This is a genomic window from Actinoplanes sp. NPDC021490, from assembly GCF_055562135.1.
The window spans coordinates 139414-155594 of sequence record NZ_JBVHFW010000016.1; the positions used below are offsets into that span (position 1 = coordinate 139414).

Below are 16181 nucleotides of genomic sequence, written 5' to 3' on the forward strand. Positions count from 1 at the left end.
GGAGCGCCAGAATTCGGCCAATCGTCAGACTAAAGATCACCCTAGTCACGGCGCAATCCCCCGAATGGCCGCAGACACGCGCCGTTGCACTTTAGGACATCGTGCCTCGTTTTCGATTCGTCCACACGCGGGATTGCCTAATTGTTCACCTAGGCGGTATTGGGGTCGGCGGGCTCGGCGTCCTTCCACATCTCCTCGAAGCGCTGCCGCCGGCGCTCGACCCGTTCGAGGTTCACCACCAGCGCCACGCTGTCGATCAGCGGCCGGTCACGCTCGTCCAGTGTCGAGGCCGAGTGCAACTCGTAGCTGATCCTCTGATCGAACAGGACGAAGTCGGTGAGGTCGGAGCGGAACAGGAAGTAGAGCCGGCTGGACCGCAGGATCCGGGTCTCCGCCTTGATCTTGTGGTGCGGCTCCAGCAACGCGGCGATCTTCTCCTCGTCGGCCGCGTTCTCGTGCAGCAGAAACAGCCGCCGGATGCGGACCCCGCGCTCGATCGCGCGACGCTGGCCGTCGAGGTAGCGCTGGCCCAGGTCGCTCACCCAGAACTGCCCCTCGTCGACGTAGCCGCGGGCGCCGTCGAACGAGGTCATGCTGGTGGCGTCGATGCTCATGGTGGACGTCTCGGTCAGGCCCAGCAGCCAGTCCCGGTCCTCGCCTTCGTATTCGGCCCGCCCGGACTGCAGGCCCTCGAGCAGCGCGGTCAGGCGGGTCACCTCGAGCTCGGCGAACCGCAGTTGGAGGTCCTCCCGGCGGTTGAGGCCGGCCGCGGCGGTGACCAGCGCGGTCAGGCTGCCCGAGCCGAGGGTCTCGCGGGCCTCGACCAGCAGGCTGGTCGCCTCGTTCATCCGGGTCACCATGGCCAGTGATCGGCGGGTCTCCTCGGCCGCGGTCACCAGCACCTGCACGACCAGCACGATGCCGGCCACGAAGACCGACATGGTGAGCTGCCAGATCTCGGGCTGATCGGTCGCGTTGGTCAGCAGGTAGGTGAGCCCGCCGGCGATGGCGGTAGTGATGATCTTTTGCCAGATCTGCACGATGTTCCCCTAGAGGGACGACGGCGCCCACGTCACATTCGGGTGACCGGCCGCGGCGCCGTCGCTCCCAATGTCCGCCCGCCGGGCCGGTGGCGGCAAGACCCTTATGGCCCCTGTCGTCCATCCCGGTCGTGCGCTACGGCCCGGTGTTCCGCCCGGGCCGCAGGCACCCCCGGTTCGGCCCCGGTGCTGTTGATCGAGCTGACGAGGCGTACGTCTTCTTGGAATGTGACCCCCGCCGCAGCGGAAGTTATTTGAATTTGAAATAGTTGTCGGAGCAAAGAGGTTGTGGGTGGCAGTACGCGGGACGCATCGGTCCCGGTGGCAGAGGGAGCGCGTCATGCAGTTCGGAATCTTCAGCGTCAGTGACATCACGACCGACCCGACGACCGGGCAGACGCCGACCGAGCACGAGCGCATCAAGAACATCGTGACGATCGCCAAGCACGCGGAGGAGGTCGGCCTCGACGTGTTCGCCCTGGGTGAGCACCACAACGAGCCGTTCTTCTCGTCCTCGCCGACCACCACGCTCGGCTACATCGCCGCGCAGACGTCGACGTTGCAGCTGTCCACCGCGACCACGCTGATCACCACCAACGACCCGGTGAAGATCGCCGAGGACTTTGCGATGCTGCAGCACCTGTCGGGCGGCCGCGTCGACCTGATGATGGGGCGCGGCAACACCGGGCCGGTCTACCCGTGGTTCGGCAAGGACATCCGGGCCGGCATCCCGCTGGCCATCGAGAACTACGCGCTGCTGCACAAGCTGTGGCGGGAGCACGTCGTCGACTGGCAGGGCAAGTTCCGTACGCCGCTGCAGTCGTTCACCTCGACCCCGCGCCCGCTCGACGGCATCCCGCCGTTCGTGTGGCACGGCTCGATCCGCAGCCCCGAGATCGCCGAGCAGGCCGCCTTCTACGGTGACGGCTTCTTCGCCAACCACATCTTCTGGCCGCCGTCGCACACCCAGCGGATGATCGCGCTCTACCGCGAGCGGTTCGCCCACTACGGCCACGGCGACCCCGACCAGGCCATCGTCGGTCTCGGCGGTCAGGTGTTCATGCGCAAGAACAGCCAGGACGCGGTCAAGGAGTTCCGGCCCTACTTCGACAACGCGCCCGTCTACGGCCACGGCCCGTCGCTGGAGGACTTCACCCGCGAGACCCCGCTGACCGTGGGCAGCCCGCAGCAGGTCATCGACCGCACGCTGGGCTTCCGCGACTACGTGGGCGACTACCAGCGCCAGCTGTTCCTGCTCGACCACGCCGGCCTGCCGCTGAAGACGGTGCTCGAGCAGCTCGACCTGCTCGGTTCCGAGGTCGTGCCGGTGCTGCGCAAGGAGTTCGACGCGCTCAAGCCGGCGCACGTGCCGGACGCCCCGACCCACGCCTCGATGCTGGCCGCTCGCGAATCCCAGGAGGTCACGGCATGAAGCAGCGCACCCTGGTGGTCGTCTCGGCCGGGCTGAGCCAGCCGTCGTCGACCCGGCTGCTGGCCGACCAGCTGGCCAAGGCCGTCGTCTCCGGCAGCGACGAGCTCGATTTCGCGGTCACCGTGATCGAGCTCCGCGACCTGGCCCACGACATCGCCAACCACCTGCTGACCGGCTTCCCGCCCGCGGCCCTGAAGGAGGCCCTGGACGAGGTGGCCGGCGCGGACGGCCTGGTCGCCGTGACGCCGATCTTCACGGCCAGCTACAGCGGCCTGTTCAAGTCGTTCTTCGACGTGCTCGACAAGGACGCGCTGGCCGGCAAGCCGGTGCTGATCGCGGCCACGGCCGGCACGGCCCGGCACTCGCTGGCGCTGGAGCACGCCCTGCGCCCGCTGTTCGCCTACCTGCGCGCGGTCGTGGTCCCCACGGCGGTCTTCGCGGCCACCGACGACTGGGGCGCCGACTCGTCCGACGGCTACCTGCAGTCCCGCATCACCCGGGCCGCCGCCGAGCTGACCACCGAGGTCGCCCGTCGCGAGCCGGCCACGGTGGTGGACCCGTTCGCCTTGACGGTCGACTTCAAAGACCTGCTCTAGCCCGTACGCGGGGCGCCGCCGACCGCCATCGGCGGCGCCCCGTACGACACCACGAGCACTCGCCCGGAGTCGTCCCCTCCGGTGGCGGCGCGGTGGGCGAGCTCGGCGCCGAGCGAGACCGACGGCACGTAGCCGACCTCGAACCGGTCCAGGAGCGTGCCGGTGTACTCGTTGAGCATGGTGGCCCGAGATTGGCCCGCCCGGCCTCCACTGCATGAGACCCTCCAGCTCGGTCGTCACCGAGGCCGCGTCGGCGAACGGGTCGACGCCCCACACGTGGTTCCTGGTTTCGCCGAGCAGGCTGATGTTTTTGAACCGCCGGGGCAGGTCGAGGTGGGTGGCGAGCAGTTCGTATTTCGTGGAGGCGCAGACCGGGCACGTCACCGTTCGGAACAAGCCGGTCTGCGCCCCGCATCCCGAGCATTCCGTGTCCAGGTGCAGCGCCCGGACGACCAGCGAGATCGTGCCGTCGTCGTCGTCCGGACAGGGTGCTCCCTCGTACGCGGAAGGGGTGTGGAAGTTGAAGGTGTGGTTCGGCGCTCCGCGAATCTGGGGGTAGCGGGGTCGAGGTGGGCGGTTGTCGGGGTAGAAAGAAGCCAGCCGACTAAGGAGTCACCGTCATGGGCGAGATCGTGCTGGTTCGGCACGGGCAGACCGAGTGGAGCGCGAACGGCAAGCACACGTCGTACACGGACCTCGATCTGACCGCGGACGGGGAACTCCAGGCCCGGGCCGTCGCGCCGCGGGTCGAGGGGCGGAAGTTCGTGGCCGTGATCTCCAGTCCGCGGCGGCGGGCGCTGCGCACGGCCGACCTGGCCGGGCTCACCGTCACCGAGACCACCGAGGATCTGGCCGAGTGGAACTACGGCGAGTACGAGGGCATCACCTCGGCCACCATCCACGTGACGGACCACGACTGGTGGCTGTTCCGCGACGGCGCGCCCGGTGGGGAGTCGCCGGCCCAGATTTCCGAGCGGATTGACCGCGTACTGGAAAAGGCCCGGCCGTTGCTCGACGAAGGCGATGTGGCGCTGATCGGGCACGGGCACGCGTTGCGGGTGGTCGGGGCGCGGTGGCTGGGGCTGCCGGCCGAGTACGGTGGCCGGCTCAAACTGGGCACGGCGACGCTGTGCATCCTGGGTTTCGACCACGGGCGCACGGCCATCGACACGTGGAACTCGCCCTGCGGGTGAGCCGGAACGCACCCGGAAGATCACGAAAGCTTCGGATCGACGCCTCCTGATGTTGCGGTGCGGCCGACATATTGGCGGCTGTGGAAAGAAGGAATCTGCTGAGGGCGGCCGTCGCCGCGCCCGCCGCAACACTCGTCACGACCGCCGCCGGGGCCGCGCCCGCTCAGGCCACGTCCGGCCGGTTCGACCAGGACAGCCCGCGGTTCGCCATCGCCGTGCTGCCCGACACCCAGTATCTGTTCGACGCGGACAGCGCCGACCCGGCGCCGCTGCGCGAGACGTTCAGCTATCTGCTGGAGCAGCGGGCCGAGGACAACATCGCCTTCCTGACCCATCTCGGCGACGTCACCGAGCACGGCACCGAGCAGGAGATCGTGCTGGCCGGGCAGACGTTCACGAAGATCGACGGGAAGTTGCCGTACAGCGTCCTGGCCGGCAACCACGACATCAACGGCTCGACCGACGACCAGCGTGGCGTCAGCGCCTACCTGTCGACGTTCGGCCCGCGCCGTCAGCGCCAGTCGCGCACCTTCCTCGGCGCCTCCCCGGACGGCTACAACACCGCCCACCTGATCGAGGCGGCCGGGCGGAAGTGGCTGATCCTGGCGCTCGATTGGCGCATCTCGGACAAGGGCCTGGCTTGGGTCAAGTCGATCATGGGCAGCTATCCCACGATCGTCACGACCCACGACCTCGCCTACGCGGACGACACCGGCCAGGCCTCCCTGTCGGGCAACGGGCAGCGGCTCTGGGACAACCTGATCAAGGACAACGACCAGATCTTCCTGACCCTCAACGGGCACTACTGGCCGCCGGGGCGCACGACCCTTGGCAACACCAAGGGCAACGACGTCCACGTGCACATCACCAACTACCAGGACCGGTACTACGGCGGCGCCGGGATGATCCGGCTCTACCGGTTCGACCTGGCCCGCAACCGGATCGACGTCGAGACGTTCGCGCCCTGGTTCCTGGCCCGCGACCCCGAGAAGCGCACCCCGCTCGAGGCCGAGACGATCGAGCTGACCGGCGACATCGACCGGTTCAGCGTGGAGTTCGACTTCGGCGCGCGTTTCCCCGAGCCGAAGCCCGCGCCGCGTCCGGCGGCCCAGGTCGTCGATCGGCACACCGCGGCCTACTGGCGGTTCGACCAGGCCGGTCAGAGCGTCAGCGACGGCGCCACCGTGCCGGATCTCAGCGGCCGGGGCAACCATTTGACCGTACGCCGCCTCGCCAACAGCACGGCCGAAACGCTGACCCTCTCCGGGGAGCACCACGTCGGTGCGCCCGCCCACGCCAGCCTGCGCTTCGACGGCGGCAAGGGCCCCGACCGCGGCGCCATCCTGCACACCGCGGGCAACGCGCCGCTCAACAGCGCCAAGTTCCTCGACGGCTACACGATCGAGGCCTTCGTCAAGCTGCCCGAGCCGTTCACGGGCGACCACGCGTGGATGGGCATCCTCAGCTGGGAGGGCCGCGCGGGCGACGCCGGCAAGCACAGCGGCTGGTCCGACCTCGAACCCACCTGCAGCCTGAACATCTCGGGCGAGCGGTTCCTGCAGTACGTGCTCTACTCCGAGGTCGGCGATCACAACCCGACGTCGTGGAGCCACGCCCTGCCGACCGGCGCGTGGCAGCACCTCGCGGTCGTCAACGACGGCAAACGCTCGATCGTCTACGTCAACGGTTCGAAGATCGCGCGCAACCCGGCGCAGCCCGCCCGGGGCATCGCCACCGTCGGCCGCCCGTTCGTGATCGGCGCGACGTCGTTCGACCTGAAGTACGGGCAGGGCTTCTACGGCTGGATCGGCGACGTCCGCATCACCGGGCGGGCGCTGCGCCCGGCCCAGTTCCTGCCCGGGGGTCACTACCGCTGACCTCGGCCCGGGGCCGATGATCGTCCCATGGACGGTCGGACCCGGGGTCTTGCGCTGCTGGTCGCGGGCGCCTTCTTCATGGAGATCCTCGACGCGACGGTGATCGCGCCGGCGGCGCCGCACATCGCGGCCGATCTCGGGGTGCAGCCGGTCAGCGTGAACGTGGCGATCACCGCCTACCTGCTCACGCTGGCCGTGCTCATCCCGATCAGCGGCTGGATGACCGACCGGTACGGCGCCCGCCGGGTCTTCGCGGTCGCGCTGATCGTGTTCACGCTGGCCTCGGTGGGATGCGCCGCCGCGGTCGACCTGCCGACACTGGTCGGCGCCCGGGTGCTGCAGGGCGCCGGCGGCGCGATGATGGTGCCGGTCGGGCGCCTGGTGGTGATCCGCACAACGGCGAAAACCGACCTGGTGCGCGCGGTCGCCTACCTGACCTGGCCCGCGCTGGCGGCCCCGCTGATCGCCCCGGCGCTCGGGGGCATCCTGAGCACGTACGCGTCCTGGCGCCTGATCTTCCTGATCAACGTGCCCCTCGGAATCGCCGCCCTGCTGCTGGCCCGCCGCCTGGTGCCGGACGTCCGCGCCGACCAGCCCCGCCCGCTCGACTGGCGCGGCTTCCTGCTGGTGGCGCTGAGCATGGCCGCGCTGGTGGCCGGGCTCGAGTCGACCGCCGGCCCGCACCCGCCCTGGCCGTTCGCGATCGGTCTCCTCGTGCTCGCCGGGGCGGCGCTGGGCGCCACCACCGCCTACCTGCTGCGATCCGCTCACCCTTTGGTCGACTTGCGCATTTTCCGCGTACGCACCTACCGCGCGACAGCCCTGGGCGGCTCGATGTTCCGGGCCACCATCACGGCGATCCCGTTCCTGCTGCCGCTGCTCTTCCAGCTGGTCTTCGGCTGGACCGCGGCCCAGGCCGGCCTGGTGGTGATCGCCTTGTTCGCCGGCAACATCGGCATCAAACCGGCCACCACCCCCCTGATGCGCCGCTTCGGCATCCGTACGGTGATGCTCGGCTCGGTCCTGGCCTCCGCCGCCTGCCTGGCCGGCATCGCCTTCCTGAACCCCGGCACCCCATTGGCCGTCACGCTGCTGGTCCTGCTGCTGAGCGGCATTTTCCGGTCGACCGGCTTCACCACGTACAACACGGTCGCGTTCGCCGACGTCCCACCCGAACGCATGGCCGGCGCGAACGCGCTGATGTCAACAGTGCAGGAACTGGGGGCCGGGCTGGGAGTGGCTACAGGGGCCTTGCTCGTACGCTTGGGCGGCTCCTTCACGTCCTTGCCGTTCCGCTTCGCCTTCCTGGTCCTGGCCGTCCTGCTCGTGTTCCCGGCGATCGAGGCCTTCCGCCTGCCACGCAACGCGGGGAACGTGCTGACGGGGCGGGCTGGATAGGCCCTGGAGTTCTGCCCGTACGGCTGCCGGGTGCGCGACCATGCCGGGCTGTCAGTGGAGGCGCGGCCTCCAGCTTTGTGTGGCGGCGTTCCCGCCTGCCCGCCGCCGATCCGGCCCCAGCCCCCTTGTCCCGTGTTCCTGGCGATCAGCCGCCGGTCTGCTTACTTGCTCGGCTTTGCTTGCCGGCGGTTCACACCGACCCGGCCCACAGCCCCCGGTCACTGCACGCCGTCGGCCCGGCCCGCAGCCTCCCGTGTGGGGCGTTCCTGGCGATCACCGCACCTGTCGGCCTCCCACCCGCTACTCCACCGCCCGTCCGCCTACTTGCTCAGCACTTGCCTGCCCAGCGCCTACGCGCCACCCGCCCGTCCGCTTGCCGGCTTTGCCTGGGCCAGCCCCCTCTCCCCGGCGATGCGCCCGGGCGACCCGGCCAGCAGCCCGTGGGAGCGTCCCCGCCTGCCCGCCAGCGCCTGCTTACCCACCTGCCCGCCGCCGACCCGACCCGCAGCGTCGAGCCTTTCCGGCCGGCCCGGGTGAGCTGTCCAGGGAGTTCCTGGTGATCACCCGCCTGTCCGCCGCCCACTCACTTGTCCGCCGCCCGTCCGCCTCTCTGCTCGGCACCTCTCTGCCCGGCACTCACCCGGTCAGCATTTGCCCTGTACGGCACCTGCCCCCAGACGCCCAGCTACTTGCCCGGCACCCACCTCCCCAGCACCGGTCTGCCTAACGCCGTGTGCCCGGCGATGTGCCCGGCCGACTCGCACTACAAGCTCGCTTTGTCCGCAACCTTGGGTGCGCCAGTCGCCGTTGCGCTGGGCGGCTGGCGGCTGGCGGCTGGCGGCTGGCGGCTGGCGGCTGGCGGCTGACCAAGGATCAGCTTCACAATCAACACCTTTTGCATTCCGGGGGCGTTCGTTGAACAATTTTTACGCGGCATTTTGGCATGATCGAATACTGATGTGGCGCAGATCGGGCGCGAGATAATGGTGCATGGCGCAGATGTCGTTGTTCGGTCGGGCCGAGATCTCGAGAATGCGTGACCGCACGGCGGCACGTAATTATTCGGCGAGCCGAGACGAATTCCGTCGCGAACATGAACGACACCGTGAATGGGGACTGAGGAAGCGCCACGCAGAGAAATTGCAACGCGTGCGGGGCTGCGGTGCGCCGCCGCCTGTCGTGCCCACTGCCCGCGACGGCTCGGGCCGGCCCCCGACTTCGGCGCCACCTGCTTCTGCTGTCGCGAACCGGCGCTCTGTGGCCTCGCGGCCCCCGGCTCCGGCGTCGACCTTGCGTTCTACGTCAGCAGTTGTGGCGTCGCGTTCCAAGTCACCGGGAGTGGCGTTGCCGTTCGCTGCCTCGCGTCCTGCGTCTACGGCCGTTGCATCAGGTCCCGCGGCTGTGGCTGTGGCGTCGCGTCCTGCGTCTGCAGCTGTGTCATCGGGTCCTGCGGCTGCGGCAGGACGTCCCACGTCTACGGCCGCGACCTTGCGTTCTACGTCAGCAGTTGTGGCGTCGCGTTCCAAGTCACCGGGGGCGGCGTTGCCGTTCGCTGCCTCGCGTCCCGCGTCTACGGCCGTTGCGTCAGGTCCCACGTCTGCGGCCGTGGCATTGCGTCCTACTGCGGCAGGACGTCCCGCGTCCGCGGCCGCGACCTCGCGTCCTGCGTCTGTGGCCGTGGTATCGCGCTCTGCTGCGGCTGCGGCAGGACGTCCCGCGTCTACGGCCGCGACCTCGCGTCCCACGTCTACGGCCGCGACCTCGTTTCCTGCGCCTGCGGCCGTGGCACCGCGTCCCACCTTTACGGCCGCGTCCTGCGCCTGCGGCCGTGGCGCCGCGTCCTGCGCCTGCGGCCGTGGCACCGCGTCCCGCGTCTGCAGCTATGGCATCGCGCGCTCTACGTCTGCGGTTGTGGCATCGCGTCCCGCGTCTGCGGCCGCGACCTCACCTCGTGCGTCTGCGGCCGTGGCACCGCGTCCCATGTCTGCAGTTGTGGCATCGCGCGCTCTACGTCTGCGGTTGTGGCATCGCGTCCCACCTCTACGGCCGCGACCTCACGTCCCGCCTCTACGACTGCGGCACCGCGTCCCACCTCTACGGCCGTGGTATCGCCTCTCACGTCTGCGGCCGTGGCATCGCGTCTTACGTCTGCGGCCGCGACCTCGCCCCGCGTGTCTGCGGCCGTGGCATCGTGTCGTGCGGCTGCGGCATCGCGTCACATGTCTGTGGGTGCGGCGTTGCTGCTAGGGGCGCCGGCCGCTGCCTCCGGTCCCCAGCCCGGACCTTGCGAATCGGCATTCGGTGGCCCTCCGGCAGGCGGGTCGGTGTGGTTCGTCTGGCCGGTCCGGATCCGCCGGTTCGCGCTTGCCGTCCGGCGGGGGCGCCTGGTCCCGGGAAATCTGGAACTTGTGCTCGATCTTCTCTGGTGGCCGATCCCTGGTCTGCGGCATCCGCGGCCCGGCTGGGTGTTCTGCGGTTTCGCCTGGGCTCTCGGCCGGGAGGTCGGCTCGGCGTCCGGGGCCACTTCGTCCCAGCGCCCGTCCGCCGCCCGCGGCCACTTCGTCCCGGCGCCCGTCCGCCGCCCGCGGCCACTTCGTCCCGGCGCCCGTCCGCCGCCCGCGGCCGGATCCGAGCCGACGTGCGGTCCGGGTTCAGACTCTCGCCCTCGCGGTTTTCCGGGGTTGGGTGCGGGCTTGGGTCGGCGATTCGCGGTTGTCAGTGTTCCGCCGCCGGGGGCTAGCCGGGCTTGGGCTCTTGTGGTTACGGCTTCTCGGTTGTGCGCGAATTCGTCAGCGACCAGGTTGGCGGCGCCGGTGCTGGCTTGGGCTCGCGGGCCGCGATGAGTCTTTTGCGGGTGTTGGGCGGGTTGCGCCCTTGTGGGATTTTAAGAGATTACTTGGGCATTCTTTGTGGTGGGTTGCGGTGACACTCGATGCCGTAATTTGCCGCCGGGTTTATGCAACTCGCCATTCTGTGGTGGCGGTGGTAAAAGTAAGTCAGATGGCTTCTGGCTAGGTGGCTGAGTGCAGGGTTAAGTGGGTGCCGCCTACTTCTATTACGTCGCCTGGGCGTAGGTCTACCGTGGCTACGGGGTGGCCGTTGACTCTTGTGCCGTTGTGGGAGCCCAGGTCGGTCAAGGTTATGCGGTCTTCGGCTGTTTCCAGAATCAAGTGGCGGCGGGAGACTCCGGGGTCTCGCAGGCGTACGCCTGACTGGCGGTCTCGGCCCAAGACTGTCAAGCCCTGGGGGAGGGGCCAGATCTGGCCCTCGGCGCTTATCAGGGTGGCCAGGGCCTCGTCGCCGGTGGAGAGGAGGCTGGGTGGGTCGGGTTCCAGCAGGGCGGCTACTCGGAAGGTGCCGGTGTCCAAATCTTCCAGCACGAAGATTTCTACCGAGACGTCGCCGTAGACGATCCAGGCCTGGTCGGCTATCAGGGCCGCCTGGCGTACGGCCAGGTCTTGGGCCAGCTGGGTGGCGTGGGGAGACCAGCGGCGGTGGTCGTAGGCCGAGAGGCCGACCGTGTAGCGGTTCGGGACCAAGGTGCGGCCCTCGCCGAGCAGGGCTTTGTGTCGTTCTGCCTCGCGTCGCATGGCCTCGAGGACGTTTTCCGGGCGCACCGCACTGTGGAGCTCGATGTCCTCGAGCCCCAGGCGTTCGGGAGCAGCGGTCACGGCGTCATCCAGACGGGTCGTACGTCAGGGCAGGTGCCCGAGTATGCCAGGAGTGGCCGCCGCGATCAGGAAACTGTCGCGCGGATGTCGCCCAAGCCCCTCGCGACCAGGAACTGCCCGCCGTCGGCGAGCCGGGCGCCCCACGAATGTGACTCCGCGTCCCAGCGTCGCCACAAGCGGCGGTCGGTGCGTACGGTCACCCGGGCCGACTTGCCCGGCTCGACCTCCACGGCTGTCCAGCCGACCAGGCGTACGGGCTCCTCCGGCTCGACCGGACGCAAGTAGACCTGCACAACCTCGCGGCTCACGTGCCGGCCGACGTTCTTGACGGTCACGGTGATCGACGGCGCGTCACCGGTCACCAGCCGAACGTCACTGTATTGCCACTCGCCGTAGCCGAGACCGTGCCCCAGCCAGAACGCCGGCTCCGGAGCCCGCCCCGCGACATGCCCCCGATAGCCGATGAAAGTTCCTTCCCCGTACGCCACCTCGCCGTCGACCGGCGTCACCGACCACGCGGGGGATGCACCGTCGGCGGCCGGGAACGACGTGACCAGGCGGCCGGCCGGTTCGATGTCGCCGAGCAGGGCCGCGGCCACCGCATGCCCGCCCTCCTGGCCCGGCAGCCCGGCCCACAGCACCGCGTCGACCCGCTCGAGCCACGGCATCAGCACCGGGGTGGCCGCGTTGACGACCACCACCGTACGGGTGGCGGCCCCGGCAACCGCCTCGATCAGGGCGTCCTGGGCGCCGGGCAGCCGCAGCGTGGTCTTGTCGACCGACTCCGTCTCCTGCTCCTCGGTGAGCCCCACGACCACGACCGCCACGTCGGCGCCGGCCGCGGCCCGGACAGCGTCGTCGATCACGTCGACCGTCTCGCGGGAGGCGACGTTGCCGACCAGCCCGTAAAGGCCCATGCCGTCGAGAGCCACGGTCGCCTCGAACCGGTCGGGTGCCGTCGCCGGGATGAACGTGCGGTAGGGCGGGGTCAGAACCTCTTCGCCGATGCCGCCACCCGACGGCCGCAGCACGAACGAGTCGCCGCCGGTGATCCGCCATTCGCCGACGCCCAGAACACCCAGCTCGACCTCGCCGGAGGGCAGGTCGGAGTGGGGGTTGGTGGAAGGGGAGGTGTTGCCGGAGGGGAGGTGGGAGTGGGGGTTGGCGGAAGGGGAGGGGCTGCCGGAGGGCAGGGCGGAGTGGGGGTTGGTGGAAGGGGAGGCGCCGCCGGAGTGGGGGTTGGGGGAGGGGGCGTGCACGTCGGCGAGCAGGCGGGCTGAGGCGACTGTGCCGGGGAAGTCGTCGTCCATGCCGATCATCGTTTTGGCCTGGGGGCAGAAGCGGCGCTCGAGTTCGTTTCCGGCCGCGTCGAGCAGGATCACGTCGATGCCGGGCTGTCCGTTCGAGGGGGCGGTCAGGAAGCCGCCGCGGGCCGGGACCGGGCGGGTTCGCACGGCCACGCCGTCGGTCACGGTTACCTTGTCGCCCAGCTGCTCGGTCAGGCCCTCGGCCACGCTGATCTGGTACGGGGCGTTCACGGCGGCCGAACCGCCGCCCATGTCGATCGTGTCGAGCGCGTGCCGGCCGATCAGTGCCACCGAGTTTGCGCGGCTCAGCGGCAGCAAGTCGTGGTCGTTCTTGAGCACCGTCATGCCGCTCGCGGCCAGCCGGGTCAGTTGCTCCCGGCGTACGGGGGAATGGGGCTCGGGAAGGCCGGTGGGCCAGCGGCGCGGCTCGCCCAGGGCGCCGACCCGCTCGGCCAGGCGCAGCAGCCGGGTCACGTGGTCGTCGATCACCGACTCGTCGACCTCGCCCGACTCCACGGCCGCCACCAGCGCGTCGCCCCACGGGCCGTCCGGGCCGGGCATGACCAGGTCGAGACCGCCGTTCGCGGCCGGGCCGGCGGTCTTCGTGGCGAACCAGTCCGACATGATCAGGCCGGGGTAACCCCACGCGCCCTTGACGACCTCGTTGTTGACGTAGTGCTGCTCGGTCGCGGCCACGCCGTTCACGTCGTTGTAGGCGGCCATCATCGACCACGCGCCGGCGTCCTCGACCGCGATCTCGAACGGCAGCAGGTACAGCTCGTGCAGGGTCCGCTCGTCGACCACCGAGTTCATCGAGTTGCGCTCGGTCTCGCTCTCGTTGGCGACCAGATGCTTGAGGCACGCCGCGACGCCGCTGTCCTGCATGCCGCGCACATAGGCCGCGGCCAGCCGGCCGGTGAGCAGCGGATCCTCCGAGAACGCCTCGAACAGCCGGCCGCCCAGCGGGGAGCGGTGCAGGTTGATCGTCGGACCGAGCACGACGTGGATCTCCTGCACCGCCGCCTCCTCGGCCAGCAACTTCCCGACCTCGTACGCGGTCTGCTCGTCCCACGTCGAGGCCAGCAGCGTCGCGTTGGGGAACAGGGTCACCACCCGGCCGCCGGTGAACTTCAGCCCGCGTACGCCGGTGGGCCCGTCGGAGAAGCGCATCTCGTGCAGCCCGATCGCCGGCTCATCGGCCAGCGTGAATGCCGTGGCGCCGGTGAGAAGGCGAACCTTGGCGCGGAGGCCGAGCGACTTGACGAGGGCGACGAGGTCGGAACTCATCACTCCATGGTTACACGTGTAAGTTGGGATTGTCAGCACGAGGAGGCGGCGATCTCATGAGTGAGTCAACCACCAAACGGGTCACCAGTGCCGACGTCGCCCGCCTGGCCGGTGTGTCGCGCGCGACGGTCAGCTACGTCCTCAACGACACACCCCGTCAGACGATCTCGGCCGGCACCCGCGGCCGGGTGCTCGACGCGGCCGCCCGCCTGGGCTATTCGCCGTCGGCGGCCGCCCGCACATTGCGCACCGGTCGCTCCGACGTGGTGCTCTGCCTGCTGCCCGACTGGCCGATCGGCCCCGAGGTGGGCTCGATGCTCGGCCAGCTCTCCTCCGCGCTCACCCGCCACGGACTCACCCTGGTCGTGCATCCGGGCAACCGCGAGGACCGCCCGATGACCGAGCTGTGGAAGGCGATCACCCCAGCCGCGGTGATCGCGTACACGGAGTTCTCCGACGCCGAGATCGCCGCGATGCGCTCGGCCGGGGTGGCGCTGGTCGAGGCGGTCAGCCGCCGCCGGGGCCGTTCGCTCGCCGTGCCGCAAGAGCTCGTCGGGCGCCGTCAGGCCGAGCACCTGGCCCAGGCCGGGCACACCCGTCTCGGCTTCGCCTACCCCGACGACCAGCGCGTACGGTTCTTCGCCGAGCCGCGGCTGGCCGGTGTCCGCGCGGCCTGCGCGGCCCTGCGACTGCCCACGCCGGTCGGCCTGACCGTCCCGCTCGATCCGGCCGCCGCCGCCGACGCCGTACGCCGGTGGCGCGCGACCGGGGTGACGGCGGTGTGCGCCTACAACGACGAGGTGGCGCTGGCGGTCCTGTCCGGCGTACGGCGGGAAGGGTTGTCGGCTCCGGACGATCTGGCCGTGATCGGGGTCGACGACATCCCGCCGGCCCGTCTCTCCGACCCGCCGCTGACGACCGTGACCACCGACCAGGCCGTCGTCGGGGCGCATCTGGCGGCCACCGTGGTCGCCGCGATCAGCGGGCGGGCTGCCCCCGACCTGCCGGTGGCCGACGTCGTGCGGGTCGTGGACCGCGCCTCGGCATGATCGGCCGGGGTCGATCGATCCCACAACAAACGCACAGGTGCGGCACACGGGTGACTCAGCCGGCGGGCGAATCGTGAGGGGTGTCAGAACGGCCCGCATCGAGGGGGAGCGCCATGCTCGTTCAGCTCAACGGCAACACCGGTCGCGACTTCACCGCCACCGCGATCGACCTGCCGATCAACCCGGCCACCTTTCCCCGCGCTCGCGGCCCGCTGCCGGCCGTGGCCTGGTTCGGTCATCCCGGCCGCGTCACCGGCCTGGCCGGGCATCTGCCGCACGGCTGGTCGCTGCGCCGCGCCGCCGGCCTCGACGACCTGCGCCCCGGCGAGATCGTGCTGTTCGCCGGGGCCACCGAGCGTGAGGTGGCCACGGCCCGCCGGGTGCTGCCGTCCCGGACGATGATCGTCGCCCTGGTCGACGAGGAGGCCCCGGCCGAGCTGGTCGCCGGGGTGCTCACCGCCGGGGCCGACGCCTGCGTGCGCGGCGGGCAGCCCGCGATCCTGGCCAGCCACCTGGTCGCCTGCCGTCGCCGTGACCTGGCCGACCGCTGGTCCCGGCTGGACACCCAGGGCCGCCGATGAGGCCTCCGGCGCGGCCGGGAATGCAGGCGCGGCGGCACAGAACCGCGCCGGCGCCGCCGTCACGGGGGGTATGGCGGCGCCGGCGCGGAGTTCCGGTCAGGCGCTGGGCGCGGCCGACGGTTGCAGCACCCGACAGGTCTCGATCGCCTTCTTGACGTTGGCGTCGCCGGTGTCCAGCGGGGCCGGGTCGGTGACGCCGTTCTCCTTGAGACAGTTCTGATAGGCGGAGTTGCGGCCGTTACCCGGGCGGCCGGAGGGGCGCACTGAGGAGCAGGCTTCCTGGGCCTTCTGCCAGGTGGCGTCGTCGACATCGTCGGGCTTGCCGAACATGCCGCCGCCGGGGAATCCGCCCGGTTGTGCGCTGCTGGACGGCCGGGGCATCCCCGACGGCCGGCCACCCGCACCGGGCCCGCCCGACGGCCGGCTACCCGCGCCGGGCCCGCCTTGTGGTCCGCCCGACGGTCTGGTGATCGTGACGCCGTTCTGCTGAAGGCAGTCCGTGTAGGCCGAGAACGCGCTGTTCGGCCCGTCGCCGTTCGTGCCGCCGCCGTCGGCGTCGCCGTCGTTACCGCCGCCGCAGGCCGCGGTCAGCACCAGCGCGGCCGACGCCACAAGCAGCCCCGCCGCGCGGCGGTGAGCCCTGTCCCTGAACACGATGCCTTCTTTCCGCGCTTCTCGTGTTGCGGGCGCGAATGCCGGAGGAGCCGGACACGGGTGCCCGTTCTGGATGACGCCCCACCCAAGCCGTCC

13 protein-coding genes are annotated in these 16181 nt (G+C 70.4%); 8 read left to right on the plus strand and 5 right to left on the minus strand.

Annotated elements, in window-relative coordinates; genetic code table 11:
• Positions 1 to 149: 149 nt before the first annotated feature.
• The gene (locus ACZ3I4_RS34445; protein WP_465386261.1) at positions 150 to 1040 is read right to left on the minus strand and encodes a hypothetical protein; all 891 of its coding nucleotides are present in this window, start codon (positions 1038 to 1040) and stop codon (positions 150 to 152) included.
• A 340-nt stretch (positions 1041 to 1380) separates the two neighbouring features.
• On the opposite strand from ACZ3I4_RS34445, the gene ACZ3I4_RS34450 reads away from it, so the two are divergent.
• Together ACZ3I4_RS34450 and ACZ3I4_RS34455 are read left to right on the plus strand one after the other, a co-directional pair.
• Positions 1381 to 2472 (plus strand): LLM class flavin-dependent oxidoreductase, encoded by a 1092-nt coding sequence (locus ACZ3I4_RS34450; RefSeq protein WP_465386262.1) that lies wholly within the window; start codon positions 1381 to 1383, stop codon positions 2470 to 2472.
• Positions 2469 to 3068 carry an FMN reductase gene (locus ACZ3I4_RS34455; RefSeq protein ID WP_465386263.1) on the plus strand — a complete coding sequence of 200 codons (600 nt, stop codon included), beginning with the start codon at positions 2469 to 2471 and terminating at the stop codon, positions 3066 to 3068. Before ACZ3I4_RS34450 ends, ACZ3I4_RS34455 begins: the two co-directional genes overlap by 4 nt.
• Here the strand turns inward: ACZ3I4_RS34455 and ACZ3I4_RS34460 are convergent.
• Positions 3065 to 3247 carry a hypothetical protein gene (locus ACZ3I4_RS34460; protein ID WP_465386264.1) on the minus strand — a complete coding sequence of 61 codons (183 nt, stop codon included), beginning with the start codon at positions 3245 to 3247 and terminating at the stop codon, positions 3065 to 3067. The two genes, ACZ3I4_RS34455 and ACZ3I4_RS34460, sit on opposite strands and share 4 nt — an antisense overlap.
• A 158-nt stretch (positions 3248 to 3405) precedes the next feature.
• Here ACZ3I4_RS34460 and ACZ3I4_RS34465 point away from each other — a divergent pair, with 158 nt between their 5' ends.
• From ACZ3I4_RS34465 to ACZ3I4_RS34480, 4 genes are all read left to right on the plus strand, one after another.
• Positions 3406 to 3627, plus strand: coding sequence for a hypothetical protein (locus ACZ3I4_RS34465; RefSeq protein ID WP_465386265.1), 222 nt, complete (start codon positions 3406 to 3408; stop codon positions 3625 to 3627).
• A 61-nt stretch (positions 3628 to 3688) separates the two neighbouring features.
• A complete protein-coding gene (locus ACZ3I4_RS34470) occupies positions 3689 to 4261 on the plus strand; it encodes a histidine phosphatase family protein (RefSeq protein ID WP_465386266.1) in 573 nt (190 codons plus the stop codon).
• 80 nt (positions 4262 to 4341) lie between these two features.
• Positions 4342 to 6138 carry a laminin G domain-containing metallophosphoesterase family protein gene (locus ACZ3I4_RS34475; RefSeq protein WP_465386267.1) on the plus strand — a complete coding sequence of 599 codons (1797 nt, stop codon included), beginning with the start codon at positions 4342 to 4344 and terminating at the stop codon, positions 6136 to 6138.
• 27 nt (positions 6139 to 6165) lie between these two features.
• Positions 6166 to 7536: an MFS transporter gene (locus ACZ3I4_RS34480; RefSeq protein WP_465386268.1), complete on the plus strand. Its 1371-nt coding sequence runs from the start codon at positions 6166 to 6168 to the stop codon at positions 7534 to 7536.
• A 3011-nt stretch (positions 7537 to 10547) separates the two neighbouring features.
• Here ACZ3I4_RS34480 and ACZ3I4_RS34485 read toward each other — a convergent pair.
• Both ACZ3I4_RS34485 and ACZ3I4_RS34490 read right to left on the minus strand, forming a co-directional pair.
• The gene (locus tag ACZ3I4_RS34485; protein WP_465386269.1) at positions 10548 to 11207 is read right to left on the minus strand and encodes an FhaA domain-containing protein; all 660 of its coding nucleotides are present in this window, start codon (positions 11205 to 11207) and stop codon (positions 10548 to 10550) included.
• A gap of 65 nt (positions 11208 to 11272) precedes the next feature.
• Positions 11273 to 13801, minus strand: coding sequence for a beta-glucosidase (locus ACZ3I4_RS34490; RefSeq protein ID WP_465386270.1), 2529 nt, complete (start codon positions 13799 to 13801; stop codon positions 11273 to 11275).
• Between the two features lie 56 nt (positions 13802 to 13857).
• Here ACZ3I4_RS34490 and ACZ3I4_RS34495 point away from each other — a divergent pair, with 56 nt between their 5' ends.
• Together ACZ3I4_RS34495 and ACZ3I4_RS34500 are read left to right on the plus strand one after the other, a co-directional pair.
• Positions 13858 to 14850, plus strand: a complete 993-nt coding sequence (locus ACZ3I4_RS34495; RefSeq protein WP_465386271.1) for a LacI family DNA-binding transcriptional regulator — start codon at positions 13858 to 13860, stop codon at positions 14848 to 14850.
• A gap of 113 nt (positions 14851 to 14963) precedes the next feature.
• Positions 14964 to 15431: a hypothetical protein gene (locus ACZ3I4_RS34500; protein ID WP_465386272.1), complete on the plus strand. Its 468-nt coding sequence runs from the start codon at positions 14964 to 14966 to the stop codon at positions 15429 to 15431.
• A gap of 96 nt (positions 15432 to 15527) precedes the next feature.
• Here ACZ3I4_RS34500 and ACZ3I4_RS34505 read toward each other — a convergent pair whose 3' ends face one another.
• Positions 15528 to 16085: a hypothetical protein gene (locus ACZ3I4_RS34505; RefSeq protein WP_465386273.1), complete on the minus strand. Its 558-nt coding sequence runs from the start codon at positions 16083 to 16085 to the stop codon at positions 15528 to 15530.
• Positions 16086 to 16181 lie beyond the last annotated feature (96 nt).